18 protein-coding genes are annotated in these 17,098 nt (G+C 64.3%); 15 read left to right on the top strand and 3 right to left on the bottom strand.

Features of this window, described 5'->3' with window-relative positions:
* Window positions 1-127: 127 nt before the first annotated feature.
* Window positions 128-361 carry a hypothetical protein gene (locus tag AC1DGD_RS06645; protein WP_011689691.1) on the bottom strand — a complete coding sequence of 78 codons (234 nt, stop codon included), beginning with the start codon at window positions 359-361 and terminating at the stop codon, window positions 128-130.
* Between the two features lie 489 nt (window positions 362-850).
* Between AC1DGD_RS06645 and AC1DGD_RS06640 the strand changes: the two genes are divergently transcribed.
* From AC1DGD_RS06640 to AC1DGD_RS06625, 4 genes are all read left to right on the top strand, one after another.
* Window positions 851-1,381: a hypothetical protein gene (locus tag AC1DGD_RS06640; RefSeq protein WP_476856316.1), complete on the top strand. Its 531-nt coding sequence runs from the start codon at window positions 851-853 to the stop codon at window positions 1,379-1,381.
* On the top strand, window positions 1,381-2,367 hold the full coding sequence (locus tag AC1DGD_RS06635; protein WP_476856315.1) for a hypothetical protein: 987 nt from the start codon (window positions 1,381-1,383) through the stop codon (window positions 2,365-2,367). The genes AC1DGD_RS06640 and AC1DGD_RS06635 overlap by 1 nt, the downstream gene beginning before the upstream one ends.
* 569 nt (window positions 2,368-2,936) lie before the next feature.
* A complete protein-coding gene (locus AC1DGD_RS06630) occupies window positions 2,937-3,518 on the top strand; it encodes an alpha/beta hydrolase family protein (RefSeq protein WP_476856314.1) in 582 nt (193 codons plus the stop codon).
* 80 nt (window positions 3,519-3,598) lie between these two features.
* On the top strand, window positions 3,599-3,994 hold the full coding sequence (locus tag AC1DGD_RS06625) for a hypothetical protein (RefSeq protein WP_441410628.1): 396 nt from the start codon (window positions 3,599-3,601) through the stop codon (window positions 3,992-3,994).
* A 116-nt stretch (window positions 3,995-4,110) separates the two neighbouring features.
* Here the strand turns inward: AC1DGD_RS06625 and AC1DGD_RS06620 are convergent, their stop codons facing one another.
* The gene (locus AC1DGD_RS06620; protein ID WP_476856313.1) at window positions 4,111-4,425 is read right to left on the bottom strand and encodes an ArsR/SmtB family transcription factor; all 315 of its coding nucleotides are present in this window, start codon (window positions 4,423-4,425) and stop codon (window positions 4,111-4,113) included.
* A gap of 101 nt (window positions 4,426-4,526) precedes the next feature.
* Here AC1DGD_RS06620 and AC1DGD_RS06615 point away from each other — a divergent pair, with 101 nt between their 5' ends.
* Genes AC1DGD_RS06615 through AC1DGD_RS06565 form a run of 11 tightly spaced genes read left to right on the top strand, consistent with a single transcriptional unit; the run spans window position 4,527 to window position 15,834 of the window.
* Window positions 4,527-5,576 carry a CHAP domain-containing protein gene (locus AC1DGD_RS06615; protein ID WP_476856312.1) on the top strand — a complete coding sequence of 350 codons (1,050 nt, stop codon included), beginning with the start codon at window positions 4,527-4,529 and terminating at the stop codon, window positions 5,574-5,576.
* On the top strand, window positions 5,573-6,097 hold the full coding sequence (locus tag AC1DGD_RS06610; protein WP_476856311.1) for a putative periplasmic lipoprotein: 525 nt from the start codon (window positions 5,573-5,575) through the stop codon (window positions 6,095-6,097). The genes AC1DGD_RS06615 and AC1DGD_RS06610 overlap by 4 nt, the downstream gene beginning before the upstream one ends.
* Before the next feature lie 35 nt (window positions 6,098-6,132).
* Window positions 6,133-7,569 (top strand): MinD/ParA family ATP-binding protein, encoded by a 1,437-nt coding sequence (locus tag AC1DGD_RS06605; RefSeq protein ID WP_476856310.1) that lies wholly within the window; start codon window positions 6,133-6,135, stop codon window positions 7,567-7,569.
* Window positions 7,570-7,603: 34 nt separating this feature from the next.
* Complete coding sequence (locus AC1DGD_RS06600) at window positions 7,604-8,215, top strand: DUF6668 family protein (protein WP_476856309.1); 612 nt, start codon at window positions 7,604-7,606, stop codon at window positions 8,213-8,215.
* A gap of 11 nt (window positions 8,216-8,226) precedes the next feature.
* Window positions 8,227-8,496, top strand: a complete 270-nt coding sequence (locus tag AC1DGD_RS06595; RefSeq protein ID WP_476856308.1) for a hypothetical protein — start codon at window positions 8,227-8,229, stop codon at window positions 8,494-8,496.
* Between the two features lie 27 nt (window positions 8,497-8,523).
* Complete coding sequence (locus AC1DGD_RS06590; protein ID WP_476856307.1) at window positions 8,524-9,264, top strand: DUF8175 domain-containg protein; 741 nt, start codon at window positions 8,524-8,526, stop codon at window positions 9,262-9,264.
* Entirely contained in the window at window positions 9,261-10,538 is a 1,278-nt protein-coding gene (locus tag AC1DGD_RS06585) for a TrbL/VirB6 family protein (RefSeq protein WP_476856306.1), read from the top strand. Before AC1DGD_RS06590 ends, AC1DGD_RS06585 begins: the two co-directional genes overlap by 4 nt.
* A complete protein-coding gene (locus tag AC1DGD_RS06580; RefSeq protein WP_476856305.1) occupies window positions 10,525-12,033 on the top strand; it encodes an SCO6880 family protein in 1,509 nt (502 codons plus the stop codon). Before AC1DGD_RS06585 ends, AC1DGD_RS06580 begins: the two co-directional genes overlap by 14 nt.
* Window positions 12,033-13,622 carry an ATP/GTP-binding protein gene (locus AC1DGD_RS06575; protein ID WP_476856304.1) on the top strand — a complete coding sequence of 530 codons (1,590 nt, stop codon included), beginning with the start codon at window positions 12,033-12,035 and terminating at the stop codon, window positions 13,620-13,622. The genes AC1DGD_RS06580 and AC1DGD_RS06575 overlap by 1 nt, the downstream gene beginning before the upstream one ends.
* Window positions 13,619-15,391, top strand: coding sequence for a type IV secretory system conjugative DNA transfer family protein (locus AC1DGD_RS06570; RefSeq protein WP_476856303.1), 1,773 nt, complete (start codon window positions 13,619-13,621; stop codon window positions 15,389-15,391). Before AC1DGD_RS06575 ends, AC1DGD_RS06570 begins: the two co-directional genes overlap by 4 nt.
* Window positions 15,392-15,405: 14 nt before the next feature.
* The gene (locus AC1DGD_RS06565) at window positions 15,406-15,834 is read left to right on the top strand and encodes a DUF4913 domain-containing protein (RefSeq protein ID WP_476856302.1); all 429 of its coding nucleotides are present in this window, start codon (window positions 15,406-15,408) and stop codon (window positions 15,832-15,834) included.
* Window positions 15,835-16,114: 280 nt separating this feature from the next.
* Here the strand turns inward: AC1DGD_RS06565 and AC1DGD_RS06560 are convergent, their stop codons facing one another.
* On the bottom strand, window positions 16,115-16,939 hold the full coding sequence (locus AC1DGD_RS06560; RefSeq protein WP_476856301.1) for a DeoR/GlpR family DNA-binding transcription regulator: 825 nt from the start codon (window positions 16,937-16,939) through the stop codon (window positions 16,115-16,117).
* Window positions 16,940-17,098 lie beyond the last annotated feature (159 nt).

Here is a 17,098-nt window from a genome sequence, read left to right as displayed (position 1 = left end):
ATCGGTTTTGCAACACAAATGAAGCCCTGTGAAGGTCTTCCATCCGATCTACGATCTGTTCGCCGGCAAGCTTCCCGGATCGTGGATCTTCAGCTTCGAAGGCCCGCCTAGTGCGGGCCTTCTTCTGTTATGAGGCTATGCGGATCGGCAGTTCCTCCTGATGCGCGAAATGATCCAGCAATGCCAGGTCTTCGCGCAGGGACCGGTCGACGGCAGAGGAAACGTAATCAGTGACAGTCATGCCTTTAGCGGCAGCGATCATCTGAACGTCTTCCGCGGTCTTAGCCTGCGTGCGGAAGCCAATGTATTTGCGTAGGCCCTTGCTAGGCCGTCCGCCTCCACGATTGATTACTGCGCTCATGGTCATGTCCTTTGAATCTCGCACAACTTGCGGTTGTGACTGCTTCATCGCTGGTGCTACCTGGAGTCGACCACTTTGAGGTTTCTGTTTACAGCTATCGACTGAGTCGAAATTAGCACTGCTTGCGGCGGCATCCGGGGATTTGTTTACAGAAAACGACTCCGCGTGTCGCATCGCACTTTTCTTGGGCTTCGCAGACCTGCGCTGAAACTCTATCTTCCTGGCGGGATGGCGGCCCGCCCTGCCGATGTGAGTCACCCCTGCAGCGACCCTGCCGAGCTGGAAGTTGGACGGTGGAGGGGCTGAATTCGGACACGTCATGGGTACCTGCGGTGTCGGGGCGGTGGCCATGCTCATCCTTCCTTCCCCAGCAATAACGATGACTTCTAAGATCCGGTTGATATGGTTGGGCCCGTTCTGCCCGGGATATGTTGAACCTTGATTCAGACTAAGACATGTTTGAAACATGTTTCAACCTAGCCTATCCCTATGAAGCTATTGAAGGGTCATGTTGTTGTGACGCAAGCTCTGCGTTCCCTGTCTGTAACTACGTCTGAACAGGCTTTCCGCGATGCATCCGGTGCATTCGCAGCATTGGAACTGCCAGGCGGCCTGACTCTGAGTCTGCTTTTGAGCGTCATTGAAGACATCCGCGGCAAGCGGATCCGGATTCGTGCCACCGAGAAGTTGGTCGGCACATCCATCTGTGGTCTGTGGCTGCCGGGGGCGAAGATCGAGTGGGTGTTTCATCCCCCGACGCCCTGGGAGCTACAGCGCCAGCAGTTTATTCTTCACGAACTTGCTCACATGGTCCTGGGCCACGACACAACACCCGGTGCGGGCACCGTCCTGAAGAGCAGCTTTCGTGGCCTGTCTCCGGAGATTGTGCGCAGGGCCCTCATGCGAACCGAGTTCCGGACCTTGGAAGAGGCCACGGCCGAGTACCTTGCCGATCTCATGGCTGAGGCGTTGAGGGCAGGGCCTGGTGAACCGGGCGCCTTCGAGGACGTCTTCGGCTGATGGAGATCATCGCAGCGGGGCTGATGGTCAGCCTGACGCTCATCGTCATCGCGTCACGCGGCCAAGGTAAAGACACCAGCATCCTATGGGCCTCGGTGCTGATTTCCGTGTCCATGGTCCTCAATATTAACCCTGTTTACCTGCTCGCAGATGGGTGGGTCGGCGGGAGGAACTATGCGGACCTTGGAGCGAACCTTCTCCTGTTGACGGGTGTCTATTTTCTCGCCCGGGCCATTCATCGGGCTACACAGCCGGCATCCTACGGCAGGAAATCCTCGTACGACGTGGCGGCCAAAGCAGGACTTGTGGGCACGGCGATATCGGCAACCATCCTGTTCATTCTGATCGACGCTCCTGTTACGTCGACGTCGTTCATGCGGGATTACGGAGGGCAGTGGGCGGCGGGTCTGTATTCGGCCGGGCAGTATCTCTACATAGGCGCGGTTATGGCCGCCGCAGGCTGGACCTGCGTGCGCTTTCGGAAGGCTTGGACCACCGGAATCTATACCGTAGCGTTCGCGCTCGTTGGCTTGGGGTGCCTGTCCGCCGTTCTGTTCGTCGTTGATGTGCTCGTACTCGACGCACTTCACGTGCTCGGTATGGTTGAGGCGCTCTCCGCCTTGTCCGGAATATATGCGGTGTTGAATTCGGCTACGTTCCTTTTTCTTTGCACCGGTATGGCTTTGCCTCCCGCCAGCCGCAAAGTCACTGCCATCTACGAAACGGCGCGAACCAGCTCGGTGCTTGCGGGCCTGGAACCTGTCTGGGGACAGGCAGTAGCCGGGAATGCCGGGCTGACGCTGGACCTTGGTGTGGTTCCGAAACGCCCGGACCGCCGGCGCAGCGAGCTGCACCGCATGATTGTGGAGATCCAGGACTCCTTGGCCCGGGATCCCGAAGTAAGAGACAGAATTGGCGCCGAAGGCCTCGGAAAACTGGCCAGCGCCTCCGACCACCTCGAACGGCTGTCGTGGCGTCCTCGCTGAAGGCTGTTGCCTGGGCCGGGTTACTTGGTGCTGCGGGCGCCATTGCAGGTGCGGCATGGGCAGCCCGTCAGGCGACTTCAGCGACGTATAGGCGCCGCTATGGCATCGTCCCTCTGGCAATTTCCGATAACGAGATCGAGCTCCCAGCCACGAGACACACGCTGGCGCCTGGGCAGTTCGGCCTGCAGCTCTCGGCAGGCGGCCCTCCGGCCGTCATCGGTTCGGTCATATCCACCTGTGACGGCAAAGTCACACGGCGCCTCCTTCATCGGCCCGCGGGCCTGTCTCTGGAGTCCAGGGGACGGTGGAGTGGCATCGTATCGGTCGATCCATCGTCCGTTGCAGCTAACGTGGTCGAGACTTTTGTCGAGACAGCTCTCGGCCCAGCCCCTGCGTGGATAATCGACCGCGCAACTGACCGCTGGGCCATTCATGTCCATGGGCAAGGAAGTGCCAGGGCACAGACGCTGCGTGGGGTTGAGAGTGCATCGCGTATGGGACTCAGCTCATTAGTCATCTCATATCGGAATGATGGCGAGGGCCCTCGCTCGGGGGACGCTAGATCGCATTTGGGCGAATCGGAATGGCGCGATCTAGAAGCAGCTCTTCGGTTTGTTGCGGAGCGCGGCGGAACTGAATGTGTGGTGTTCGGCTGGTCACTCGGGGCAACGATGGCTCTAAATACCGTGCAGCGGTCGTCGTTGGCAGAGATGATCAAGGGCCTCGTTATGGTCTCGCCGGTATTGGTCTGGGAGGACGTTCTGCGTGCCAACGCCCGCCATCAGCGCTGTCCACAACTCCTTGGCTCACTCATAGCCCGGCTCTTGGCGCTCAGCGGATTCAGCAGACTGGCCGGCCTCGAGGAGCCGTTGGAGGTGCGCGGTGCTGACCGGGCCAGATTCCAGGGCGCCCTGAGTATCCCGGTCCTGATCCTCCACAATAGGAATGACTGGTCCGTTCCTTTTGAAACTTCCGCTCGCTTCGCGCAAACACACAAAGACCGGATAGAACTCGTGGAGTTCGACTGTTCCGGACACACACATGAATGGAATTCCGACCCGGTAGGGTGGAATCTAGCTGTCCGCCGCTGGTACGAATATTGGTTCCCGCCGGGCCCGGCCGGAGAACAAGCTGCGGCAAACAGCGAATGAAATTGGATGGGGTTGAATTTATGGTTGGCGGTGACAGTCCCCGCGATCGGCTAGAGCGGGCGGAGACCCTTGCTCGCAAGGTGAACCTCCTCCTGGACGTCGTGGTGGCCGAAGGCGGAGAACCCTATGAGTTCGCCGACATCCAGGCAGGCGTGCGCGAAAACGGGTACGAGCTTTCTCGAACGCGCTGGTGGCGAATTCGCTCTGGTGAGTCACCCGATACTGTCCCCAAAGAAGCCCTGGTCGCGATGGCCAAATTCTTCAAAGTGGAACCGGCATACCTGACCGATGAATCCGGTGAACTCCCGGAACGGATTGAGCGGGAGCTGCAGCTCCTGAAGAAGATGCGCCGGAACAAGTTGAAGAACATTGCGGCCCGAACTCTCGGCGACATCGACACTAAGACCCTCGAGGCGATCAACGCACTTCTGGACGACGTGGACACCTACGAAAGCAACGATCCCGAACGCGATTGAATCATGGTTGAAACATGTTTCAATCCTGCTATCGTGGACATGTGCCCACCGCGATAAGTTGTACGTCCCCCCACCGAGCACCGGCGTACCGCCGGAACGCCCCGGGACAGTCGCGGTCACATGCCTTCGACATAGCTGGCGTACTCCTGGGTCAGCTCTCGAACCCGAGCGGATTGAACGATATAGACGACATCCTTGCCGTGGCGCATACCTGCCGGGGGGTCGGTCTGCACCAGACCCGCCTTGGCGAGAAAATCGAGGTGTCGGTTCAGGCTTGGTCGGCTGATATCCACCGCAGCCTGCAGACGCCCAATGGTCGACGGGCCGAGCATCGACAGGCGGCGCAGGATATCTACCCGGGCACGGTTGCCCATAAGACTGATTGCCACCTCAACTTCGGGCGGCATTTTTGGTCGAATCAAGCTTGGCATGGATCCATCTTGCCTGACGCAATGACGAACCAATGCCGCTCTTGCCGACTCACTCTATTACTAAGCAATAGTGTTTGTAACGGCCTGAGTCTGTGGCCCGCATGAAGCCGACGGGACTGCTGATCGGCGCCGCGGTTATCGTGCCGGCGATCTTCCTGGGTCTGGTCCTGTCGATCGTGCTCTTCGGGTCGAATCCGGCCGCGGCCGATTGCGTCCCCGCGGCTTCCGTCTCGATCAGCTCTGACACCAAGATCGACGGGTACTCAGCTGAGCAGCTGAGGAACGCTGCAGCGATCATGAATGCGGGCAAGTCCCTGAACCTTTCGGCCAAGGGCCAGATGGTCAGTGTGATGGTGGCCCTCGGGGAGTCGGGTCTGCGGGTTCTCGACATCGGCGACGGTGCTGGACCGGATTCCCGAGGTCTGTTTCAGCAGAGGGATAACGGTGCCTGGGGTTCCTACGCGGACCGGATGAACCCGTCCGTCAGCGCGGTCAACTTCGTCAGGGCCCTGCAGAAGGTCGAGGGCTGGGAGCTGCTGGAACCGACGATCGCCGCGAACCTCGTCCAGCGCAACGCGGACCCCTATCACTACCAGCGGTACTGGGACCCGGCAGTGAAGATCGTCCAGGCGCTCTCGGACGCGAATTTTTCCATCAGCGGCACCGGCTGTCCGGTTCCCGGCGCTTCCGGCGCGGGCGATGATCTGCCGTGGGCCACCGCCGCCATCTACCAGCCGAGCGCGCTGGGAATGTTCAACCGTGAGTGCGTGGACTTCGCGCTGTGGCGCGTGAACCAGCAGCTCGGCAGCACCAATACCCCGTACAAGGTCCTCAACAGCACTTTCCGCCCCGACGGCGTGAATCTCGGCTCGGCACTGTCGTGGCGGGACGGCTGGAACGCCCGCGGCTGGCCCACCGGCTCCGCACCGCGGGTCGGCGCGGTCGTCTGGTACGCGCCCGGCGCCGGGGGAGCGGACCCCACCTACGGCCACGTCGCCGCGGTGAAGGCCGTCAACGCAGACGGGACCTATCTGGAGGAGGGCTACAACGGCAACCCCGTCCCGGAAGACCACAAGTACTACACCCGCACCGTGAACAACGATCTGCCCAGTGCGTTCCTGTACGTGCCGGGCTCGGAGGAGCCGAAGTGAAACGCACCCTGACAGCGCTGGCCGCCGTGCTCCTATGCACGGCGTGCGCCCCGCCGTCCACCGGCGGCGGCCCGGAACGCCAGCCCGTCCCCACGTCCCCCGCAGTGACTTCAGTAGCTCCCTCCCTGAGTACCGGGGGCAGGTCCCAGGCCCCGGGAGGGACCGTCCCGCCCACGTCGGGCATTGCCTGGGATGACGAGAGCAAGACCAAAGCGGTCGCGGTCGCGACCCGGGCCATGGCCGACTACGCCCGCCCCGGCACCGACGCCGCCCTGTGGGCAAATGACTTCGCCCGCTGGCTCACCCCGCAGGCCACGGCCGACTACTCCACGGTTGATCCGGCCAACATTCCCGTCACACGGGTGACCGGGCCGGCGACGCTGGCCGTGGATGAAGCCAACGGCTACGGCGTCACCGTCACGGTCCCCACCGACATTGGCCCCTACGCACTCCAGCTGCTGCGCACCTCCAAAGACTCCACTTGGAAGGTCAACCGGCTCACCCCGCCGGACGACCACTAACCCCAACCGCCCCGCTCGAGAAAAGGAAGAAGCCCATGGGTCGCAACCCGACAGAAGTATTGGCATTCCCCAAGATCCAGGCCATCGTCCGTGACAACGGCACCGCCGAAGTCGTCGTGGCCGGGAACTCCCGCACCGTCACGCCGGGCGGATCCCTGCAGCAGCTCCGCGAGAACGCCCTGGCCCTCGTGGTCGGGGAAGCACGGACACTGAACCGGGCCGTACGGGTGGCCATTGATGACCCCGAAGGCCACGGCGAACTCATCGTCAGTCCCAACGGCAGCAAGGAATCCGTCAGCTACACGCCCAAGCCCGCCAGGCGCCGGGCCGAGGCCCCCACGACCACCGCCGCGCCCGTGGCGGGGGCGCTCACCGAGACGACCCCGATCGAACCAGTCCGGCCCCAGGCCGCACCGGCCGACACCACGCCCAAGGGTGAGGCCACGGCACGCCTTGGAACCTCAGCAACGCAAGGAACGACGATGACGCCCATCCCCGCCGCGGCGGAAGCCCCTACGCACCGAAGCCTGAAAGAGACCTCCTTCCTGGTCAGCGCCCCGGTCCTGGAACCAGCCACGCAGGGCTGGCGCGGAACCCTGACACGGCTGGGGTTCCGGATGGATCCCTCGGCGGAGGAGATGGCCGAACGCGAGGACATCCGCACCGTCAGCCAACACTGGCCCGGCCCCCGCACGATCGCGGTAGTGAACCGCAAGGGCGGGGCGAACAAGACCCCCACCGTAGTGATGCTCTCGGCCATCCTCGCCCGCTACAGCGGGGCCGCCACGGTCGCGTGGGATAACAACGAGTCCCAGGGCACCCTCGGGTGGCGGACGGAAAAGGGCTCCCACGACGGGAGCGTCCTGGACCTGATCGATGCCTCCACCGAATTGCTCTCCCCGTCCACGAACGCGGCAGAGATTGCCAAGTTCGTTCACCACCAGACGGCCGACAAGTTCGATGTCCTGCGCTCGGATGAAAACGAAGAGGGCGATCACGAAGTGACCGCCGAGGAAGTGGACATCGCCCACCAGGTCCTCACCCGGTACTACCGGCTCGTCGTGATGGACTCCGGCAACACCGCCCGGGCCGCGAACTGGCGGCGGATGATCGATCACACTAACCAGCTCGTCGTCCCGGTGACAGCCATTGAGGACCGCGCAGAAGCTGCTCGGCTGACGCTGCAGACGCTGGAATCCCGGGGCGGGCACGACGCGGAGCTGGCACGCAACGCCGTCGTGATCGTCTCGGAGTCCACCGACGCCAAGCGCAGCATGAGCGGGGATGCTCTGAAGCGGGCCAAGGACGAGGCCCGGCGGATCGCGGACGGCTTCGCCCCGTTCGTCCGGGCCGTTGTTCGGATTCCTTACGATCCTGCCCTGGTCAGTGGCCCCATCCGTTATGAAGCCCTCCAGCCCGCAACCCAGCGGGCATGGCTCGCGGCTGCGGCCGCCGTTGCCGCCGGCTTCTAAACCACCCACCAACGGACTTTGAAAGGAGGAAATCGTGCAACAGTCCCTGAACCCCTGGATCACCCACCCGGCTCCGGCCGACGGCGCGGACATGTCAGCCTCGGATGCGTATTTGCCGCCGGCGGCTGTGATCAGTGCGCCGCTGCGGGGAATGGTCGCACCGGACGCCGCAGACCGTCGGGCCTGCCGCACGGTCTCAGGCTCCGCAGCGCTGTGGGTCACCGGAGCCCATGGGGGATCCGGTGAAAGTCGCATCGCTGATCTGATCGGCGGTGCGCGGGTCACCGGTCACTGCTGGCCCGTTCTCCAGGACGGCGGCAAGCCTCGGGTGCTGCTGGTCTGCCGTGCAGATATTTGCGGGCTGACAGCCGCCCGGAGCGCACTGACCCAGTGGGCCTCGGGCGCGGCGCCGGAGCTTGATCTGCTCGGCCTCGCCGTCCTGGCGGATGCACCGGGCAAGACTCCCAAGGCTCTCCGGGACTTCGCCGCCATCGTCGGCGGGGGAGCGCCGCGGCTCTGGATCCTGCCCTGGGTCGAGGCCTGGCGGCACGGGGACTCCACCACCCCGCCGCCGGCCCGCGAATACCAACGCTTCATCACTGACTTAGCCGCCCTGGCTACCGACACCACACCCACCACCAACTGAAAGGTCTCACTATGAACTCCTTCGCTGTACTTGACGGAAGCGTTATCCCCAACCCCACCCCGGTCGTCCCGGCACAGGCAGGTGGACTGCTCACGATCCTGAACTGGGCCTCCGGCATCGGCCTGGTCCTGGGCGTCCTGGGCGTGATCATTGTCGGCATCGGCATGGTCATCCAGCTCCAGCGCGGCGAGGGAGCCCAAGCCATCGGCAAGCTCGGCTGGGTCCTGATGGGCTGCATCATCATCACCGGCGCCTCGGGCATCGTCCGCGCCTTCGTCTAAGCCAGCACCAACAACGGGAGGTTCAGCATGAGCCAGTCAACAGAGAGCACCACCGAAAGCAATCCGTTCACCAAACCCGGTTTCATCATTGCTGCCGCGCTGGTGGTCGCGCTGATTGCAGCAGCCGTCGTCATCTTCCTGCTCCCCAAAGGACAGGAGAGCGCCCAGCCGGCACCGGCTCCGGCCGAATCCAGCAACTCAGCTACAGCCAGCCCCAGCGCTTCGGCGACAGCAGGACAGAGTATCTGTGGCCTGCCCTCCTCGTCGGAGTCATCGCTGGGAGCGGCCCCCAAGACGAAGTGGGAACTCGTCGGAACAATGGCCGCACCAACCGACCCGAAAATAGGCCCGGGAAAGACGGACGATCAGGGCATCCGGTCCTGCTTCGCTCACACTCCGACAGGGGCGCTTTATGCGGCGGTGAACCTTTGGGCTCTGGGCATCGACCCCTCCAAGGAACGAGCTATCGCAGAGCAGCTTGCAGCCAAAGGCCCTGGCCGTGACGCAGGGATGAAGACACCCACGACCGCGGTCCCAGCCTCGGCCGTGAAAGTCCAGATAGCGGGCTTCAATGTCTCATACACGGCGAACCAAACCGTTGTGGAACTGGCATTCAAGGCGGACAACGGAGCGCTTGCTTCGGTGCGGACGACTCTGCTTTGGCAGGACGGGGATTGGAAGGGCGTGGTTGCCGACAACGGCGCACCCTTGGAGGAACCCCGGCAAGTCCGTGACCTTTCCGGATTCATCCTCTGGAGCGGAGCATGAGGCCTTCCTGGAACCCCGTAGGGGACTGGATTTCAGGCCTCGCTGATGACGCCATGGGCAACATGGCGAAGGCCATCATGGAGGGCATGAGCCAGATGGTGACGACCCTGTCGACTTTCTGGGTGTCCATGCCCACGGTGAACCTGGCCAGCGAGGACGGTGCAACGCCAAGCCCCGTCGTCTCCATGGTGAACAGCGAATTGATGGTCTGGACTCTGACGCTTGCGGTCCTCGCCGTCATTCTCGGTGGCAGCCGGATGATCTGGGAACAGCGCGGGGCACCGCTAAAAGACCTGCTGCGGTCCCTCGTCACGCTCACACTTGTCAGTGGCTTGGGCCTGGGTGTCATCTCGATTCTGGTAGTCGCCGCGGATGCGTTCTCTGCCGCCATCATTGAGCGTTCCACGGACGGAAAGGGCTTTGCCGAGTCGATGAACCTCCTGATCGTGACCGGCCAGACGGGGGTGGGCGTGTTCATCCTTATCGTTCTGGGATTGATTGGTCTGATTGCCTCCCTCGTCCAGATCGTTCTGATGGTGGTCCGCAGCGGCATGTTGGTGATCCTGGCGGGCATCCTGCCCACCACCGCGGCCTTCACGAATACGGAGATGGGAAAGCAGTGGTTCCAAAAAGCAGTTGGCTGGACCATCGCATTCATCCTCTACAAACCAGCTGCGGCGATCGTCTACTCCGTCGCATTCCTCCTCATGGGGCACAACAGCGGGAAGGACGGCCTGATCGGGTCCATCACGGGTTTCACGTTGATGGTTGTCGCCCTGTTCGCTTTGCCGGCGCTGATGCGCTTCGTGACGCCCATGGTTGGTGCCGTCGCCTCCGGCGGGGGAGCGGGGGCCGGGGCTGCCGTTGGGGCCATGGCCACAGGCGCCGTTTCCATGGGCCGCAGCGGCAGCGGTAAAGCCAACGCCGCCCCGACCCCGGCGAGTACACAAAGCAACCAGTCGGGCGCATCTCCGAAGGGCAGCAACGGAACACCTGGCCCGAAGGGAAGCGGCGGCCAGCCGACACCGGGGGCTACCGGTCCGGGTGGGGCGGCCGGCGCCGCAACCGCGGGGACAGCAGGCAGCACCGGGGCAGGAGCAGCCGCCGGCAGCGCAGGCGCCGCGTCGGGTGCGGCGAAGGCCGCAGGTCCGGCTGGCATGGCCGTCGCCGTAGGAGCACAAGCAGCGTCCAGGGTTTCTCAGGCCGCACAACAGACCGCGCAGGATTCAACCGGCCAATCAGAAACAGCGGAGGGCCCCAGTGGCAGCAGCTAATACCGAATACAAGGAACCGTCCTACGGCAACTGGCGCGTCCCGCGTTCTGCCGGGTTGGGCAACCTCGGAGCGATCGGCACCGGCATTGTCATGGCCGGGTTGCTGGCCGGGATCGTCAGCTTCGCCATTTGGGGCCTGTTCCCGGGCCTTGCTGTCCTGGCTGTGGCCGGGGCCAGCGCGCTGCTGCTGACGGTCAAGGACAAGCATGGCCAGTCCGTTGTTGACCGTTTCGGAACACGGATGAGCTTCCGGCTCTCCAGGTCCTCCGGGACGAACTTCTACCGTTCCGGCCCCCTCGGGGTGACGGCCTGGGGCATGTACCAGTTGCCCGGCCTGGCCGCGAAGTCGACCCTGTACGAGTTCACCGACTCCTACAAGCGCCCGTTCGCGCTGCTGCACGTGCCGGCCACCAGCCACTACACCGTGATCTTCTCCACCGAGCCCGACGGTGCGTCCCTGGTGGACCCGGAGCAGGTCGATGCGTGGGTGGCGAACTGGGGCGGCTGGCTCGCCGGCCTCGGGGACGAAGCGGGCCTGGACGCCGCAGCGGTGACGGTCGAGACCGCACCGGATTCCGGCTACCGGCTCCGCAATGAGGTCATGATGAACATCGACCCGAACGCCCCGGATTTTGCCAGGAACGTGCTCAACGAGGTCGTACAGACCTACCCGGAAGGCTCGGCCACGGTCCGGGCCTGGGTGTCCCTGTCCTTCAACGCCTCCCTGCGGACGGGATCGAAGAAGCGCACACCCGAAGATGTGGCCCGAGACCTCGCGTCCCGGATCCCCGGCCTGTCGGCCCGGCTGCAGTCCACCGGTGCCGGCATCGCCAGGCCGATGTCCGCGCAGGAACTCTGCGAGGTCGTCCGGATCGCCTACGATCCGCCCGCGGCCCTGATCATTGATCAAGCCCACGCCGCCGGCTCCCCGGTGTCCCTGACCTGGGGCGAGGTCGGACCCTCCGCGACGCAGGCGGCCTGGGATGACTACCGGCATGACGGCGCGTTCTCAGTCTCCTGGACCATGACCGGTGCCCCGCGCGGGTCGGTGAACTCCTCGGTCCTGTCCCGGTTGCTGGCCCCGCACGGGGACATTGACCGCAAACGGATCTCACTGCTGTACCGCCCGATGGACTCGGCCCGGGCCGCCGCCGTGGTGGAGCGGGACCAGAACAACGCCAACGTCCGCATCACCTCCGGGACCCGGCCCTCCGCCCGCGCCCTGGTCGATGCCCGCTCCGCCGTGCAGACCGCGGCCGAGGAAGCCCAGGGCGCCGGGCTGGTGAACTTCGGCATGGTCGTCACAGCCACCGTGACCGACAAGGAACGCCTCCCCGATGCCGTGGCCGCCGTGGAACAGACCTCCGGCACCGCCCGGGTGCTGCTGCGCCGCGCCTACGGCACCCAGGACACCGCATTCGCCGCGTCCCTGCCCCTGGGTCTGGTCCTTCCCAAGCACAGCCTCCTGCCGTCCGAAATCAAGGACGCCCTCTAATGGCTCTCAAGGACTTTTTGACGTCAAAGACAGTAAAGCCAGTAAAGGCTGCGCCGAAGAAGAAGGCTGAGAAGGAACCGCGTCAGGCCGGCCCGGGTGCCCGGGGCTGGACGGGGCGCGGCGGCGGCATGGCCGCGCTCGTCCCGTCGGTGAAGGAATACCGGGGAACCACGGTCCAGGTCTGCGGGCTGTGGCCGTTTTCCTCCGGGGCGTCCTCGCCCATGATCGGCGTCCCGCTCGGACGCCACGAGGAAACCCAGGCCACGGTCTGCTGTGACCCGATCAGCTGGTTCCAGCGGGCACGCCTGATTTCCAATCCGTCTGCGTTCATCCTGGGCAAGCCCGGGCTGGGAAAGTCCACGGTGGTGCGCCGGATGTTCATCGGTCTCTCCGCCCAAGGCGTCCACCCTCTGATCCTGGGGGACCTCAAAGGCGAACACGTCAAAGCGGTCCAGGCACTCGGCGGACAGGTCATCAGGCTCGGCCGCGGCGTCGGGTACCTGAACATCCTCGATCCCGGCCAGGCCGTCGAAGCGGCGCAGCTGCTCGAAGCCAGCGGCCACCACGAGGACGCCGCCCGGGTCCGCGCCGACGCTCACGGCCGGCGCCTGACAATGGTTGTCTCCCTGATCACGATCAGCCGGAACAACCCTCCCACCGATCAGGAACAGACAATACTGGACCGGGCCCTGCGGGTCCTCGATGACCGGTTCGACGGTGTTCCTGTCCTGAAAGACCTGTTGGACGTGATCATCTCCGCACCCGACGAACTGCGACAAGTCGCGCTGGACCGCGGCGACATGACCGTCTACCTGCAGGAAACCCGGGCCTTGGAAGCAACCCTGCTGGGCCTGACCGGTGGCGGGAAGCTGGGAGAAATCTTCTCCCGGCACACCACCAACCCGATGCGGCGCGACCGCGCCGTGGTCTTCGACGTCTCCAGCATTGACGAGACTGAAACCGACCTCCAAGCAGCAATCTTGCTCGCGTGCTGGTCCTACGGTTTCGGGACCGTCAACGTCGCCAACGCCCTCGCCGACGCCGGCCTGGAACCGCGCCGGAACTACTTCGTGGTCCTGGATGAGCTGTGGCGGGCGCTGCGCGCCGGTAAAGGCATGGTGGACCGGGTGGACGCCCTGACCCGTTTGAACCGCTCCGTGGGGGTCGGGCAGATCATGATTTCCCACACCATGTCCGACCTGCTGGCACTGCCGGCGGAAGAAGACCGGATGAAGGCCCGCGGCTTCGTGGAACGCTCCGGCATGGTGATCTGCGGTGGCCTCCCGGCCTCGGAGATGCCGTTGCTGACCTCGGCCATTCCGTTATCCCGCCAGGAGCAGCAGAAGCTCATCTCCTGGCAGGACCCGCCTGCCTGGGACTCCCGCGGGCTCGACATCGAACCTCCCGGACGCGGGAAGTTCCTGATCAAGGTCGGTGGCCGGCCCGGGATCCCGGTCCTGGTGGGACTGACATCGCTTGAGCAAGGCCCGGACGGGGTCAACGACACCGAGGCTAAGTGGAGAGAGATCCCGGAAACCCTCCTCGAGCCCATGACCCCTGACCTACCCCTTGAAGGAGGCACGCTGTGAGTGCACCGAACCGTAAAGGAATGGGCCTCGGCGATGCCCTGCTGGTCTGGCTCGCCATCGGCTTCATCGTCATCTTCGGCGGAGGGACCTACGCGGCCGCCCACTTTGGCTCCTGGATGGCCGGCATCAAAGCACCGCCCGCGGACCCGATTGATCTTATCGCCGGACTCATCAAGGGCCGGGTGCCCTGGCCCGTCCAGTCCACCGTCGCGGCCGCTCTCATGGCCGGCGTAGTCCTGGTCCTGGCCATCGTCGTGCTCGTGGCCTGGAAGAAGGGTGCATCCAAGCGTGCCCGCGTCGATAAGGCGGCACGGTATCTGGGTCGCGGGAAGTCCTTGGCTGCGTTCTCCGAGAAGGGCGCGAAGGCGACGGCGGATCGGCTGAGAGTGACAGGCACGCCGGGCATCGTGGTCGGCAAGGTGGTCTCCACCGGTCAGACGTTCATTCAGTCCTGGGAAGACCTCAGCCTCGATATCTGGGGTCCCCGGACCGGTAAGTCGACCTCGCGGGTCATGCCCGCGATCCTGGACGCACCGGGCGCTGTGGTGTCGACCTCGAACAAACGCGACGTGGTGGACGGCACCCGGGGCGTCCGCGAGCTCACGGCCCCGGTGTGGGTGTTTGATCCGCAGAAGATCGCTCAGGAGGAACCGGAGTGGTGGTGGAACCCGATCTCTTACGTCACCGACGAGGAGAAGGCGTACAAGCTCACGCAGCACTTTTCTGTTGGTTCCCGGGTCCCGGGGTCCAAGCCGGATGCCTACTTCGATCCCAAAGCCGAAGACATCCTGTCCTCGTACTTCCTCGCGGCCGCGCTCGGTGAGCTTCCCATCACGCAGGTCTACCTGTGGGTGACGGAGCAGGTGAACCGGGAACCGATCAACATCCTGAAAGAGCATGACTACGAGCTGCAGTACAAGGGCCTGGAGTCGACGCTGCAGCTGGCCGACAAGCAGCGCGACGGGATCTTCGGCACCGCAGAGAAGATGATTCAGTGCCTCAAGAGCAGGAACACGCTGCGCTGGGTCGCCCCGATGGGCGGCGCGACGGTAGCTACGGACTCCCGCCGGCAGTTCAACCCGCACGCTTTCGCCGCCTCTCAGGAGACGATCTACATCCTCTCCAAGGAAGGGGCCGGCTCAGCGTCCCCGCTCACCACGGCGTTGACGGTGGCCATTGCCGAGGCGATGGAGGAACGGGCCGAACGCAGCGGCGGCCGCCTGCCCAAACCTGCACTGTTCGCCCTCGATGAGTTGGCCAACGTCGTCCGCTGGGCAGCCCTGCCGGACCAGTTCAGCCACTACGGCTCCAAGGGCCTGATCGTCATGGGCATCCTGCAGTCCTGGTCACAGGGCGTCGAGCTGTGGGGCGAGGCGAACATGCGGAAAATCTGGTCGGCCGCGAACGTCAAGGTCTACGGTGGCGGCGTCGCCGAAGAAGGCTTCCTCCGGGCACTCTCGGACCTGATCGGGGACTACAGCTACACCAACGTCTCCGTCTCCTCCGGCAAGTCCGGCTCCAGCCGTTCCCGGCAGGAAGGCAAGGAACGCATCTTCGACGTCTCCAACCTCGCCGAGCTGGACCGCGGCCGCGCCGTGGTCCTCGCATCAGGAGCACCCGCCACGCTGGTCCGGACGATGCCCTGGTACACCGGCCGGCACAAGGAAGCCGTGGAGGCGTCCATCAAGAAGTACAGCCCCCGCCCGGAGGAACCGGCGGCCTCCCTGGTGCCCTCCGCTCCGGTCGCTAATCCCTGGGTCACCGGGTAAGGAAGCAATCAGCCATGGCAGATGATTTCGGATTGTTCGATACGGACACACCCGCCCCCAACCCCGGCACAGGCGAAGACGGCAAACCCGAGAAGCCACCGGAGCTCGTCTACGGTACGGCCGAAGAATTCCTTCACGAGCAACTGCTGCCCACCTACGTCCGCAGCGTCACCGGAAAGACCGCGAAGTGGTGCATCGAGTGGTACTTCCACCCCGAAGCCGTCTCCCGCGTAGCGGCCTTGTGGCGTTCCTGGGAGCACCTGCGCCTCGACCCGGCCACCGGCATGAGCGTCTGGTGGCGGGATCACGCAGACCACCACATGGGCGTCCTGCTGAATCCACAAGGGCCGTTCTACAACTGCGACATGAAAGAACACCGCGAGCCCGAACATCTTGAACCGAAGAAAGCACCCGTTGGATGGTTCCCCGACGTGCGGACCTAGCCAACGTAATAGACCAGCGGACCGAAGAGGGAGGCCGCCAACGGGCAGCCTTCCTCTCCTTTCTTGTGGCGCCGCAGTGTAAGCTTGAGTTGGAGCGAACTTGTCCTGTCATACTGACAACCTTGCATAATCACGGCTATCATCACTGTGGAAGCGAACTCACAGACTCCGGTAGTGACAACTTTGCAGCCCTATGACCGCCGTCATGCGCGACGACGTCAGCCCCTCCGCGACTGTTGCGGTCTTGCCCCAACTCCGGCTACCGCGGAAAGCGCCTGTCTTAGGGGCTCGAGAGCGAGCCGGCGGCGGTGCCGGCAGCCGCGGTCGCCGGGGTGCGTGTGGCCGCCAAGCGCAACCGCCCCACACGCTGACCGAGGATCCGCCGGGCTTCGCCGGGCAGTCCCTCGTCACTGATGAGCTCGTCCGCCTCCTCCAGGCCAGCGATGGTGCTGATGCCGAAGGTTCCCCACTTTGTGTTGTCGGCCAGCACCACGACCCGGCGCGCTGCGGCCACGAAGGCCCGATCCGTCTCGGCTTCCAGCAGGTTCGGCGTGGTGAACCCGGCGTCGGCATCAACGCCATGGACGCCTAGGAAGAGCACATCGAGATGCAGCTGTTTCAGTGCGGAAGTGGCCAGCGGACCCACCAACGCGTCCGAGGGCGTGCGTTCACCGCCGGTCAGGATCACCGTGGACTGGGAGGAGCCCTGATGGAAAACGTCCGCGATCCGCACCGAGTTGGTGACCACCGTGATCTGGGGCCCGGCCGAGAGCAGCTGGGCCAGGGCCCAGGTGGTGGTGCCCGCGCTGAGCCCCACCGCCATGCCCTCCCGCACGCGGGTGGCCGCCTCCTGCGCAATCGCCATTTTTTCCTCCTGCAGCTGCGTGACTTTCAGCTCGAAGCCCGGTTCGTGTGTGCTTACGCTGCCGGGCAGTTTGGCCCCGCCGTGCACCTTCTGCAGCGCGCCGGCAGCATCCAACGCGTCGATGTCGCGCCGGACGGTCATGGGGGACACTCCGAGCATCCGGGCGAGGGCCGCGACGCGGACGATCCGTTCGCGCTGGACCTCAGCAATGATGGCGGAGTGGCGGGCTGCGGCGAGCATTCAGCATCCTTTGTGTGTGCGGCGAACAGGAGGCTGGGCGCGGTATCCGACGGCGACTGCGCCGGCTTCCTCTCCGCCATCCTAGTCTTCTACGGGCATACGACGACAGCGGCCAGTGGTTATTAATGTTCTCTATTGTTTGAAATTGTTTTATTGTGT

This window comes from Arthrobacter sp. 05T45 (genome assembly GCF_056395875.1).
Note: the sequence above shows the minus strand (reverse complement) of the source record. Positions and strands in the feature narration are given on the sequence as shown.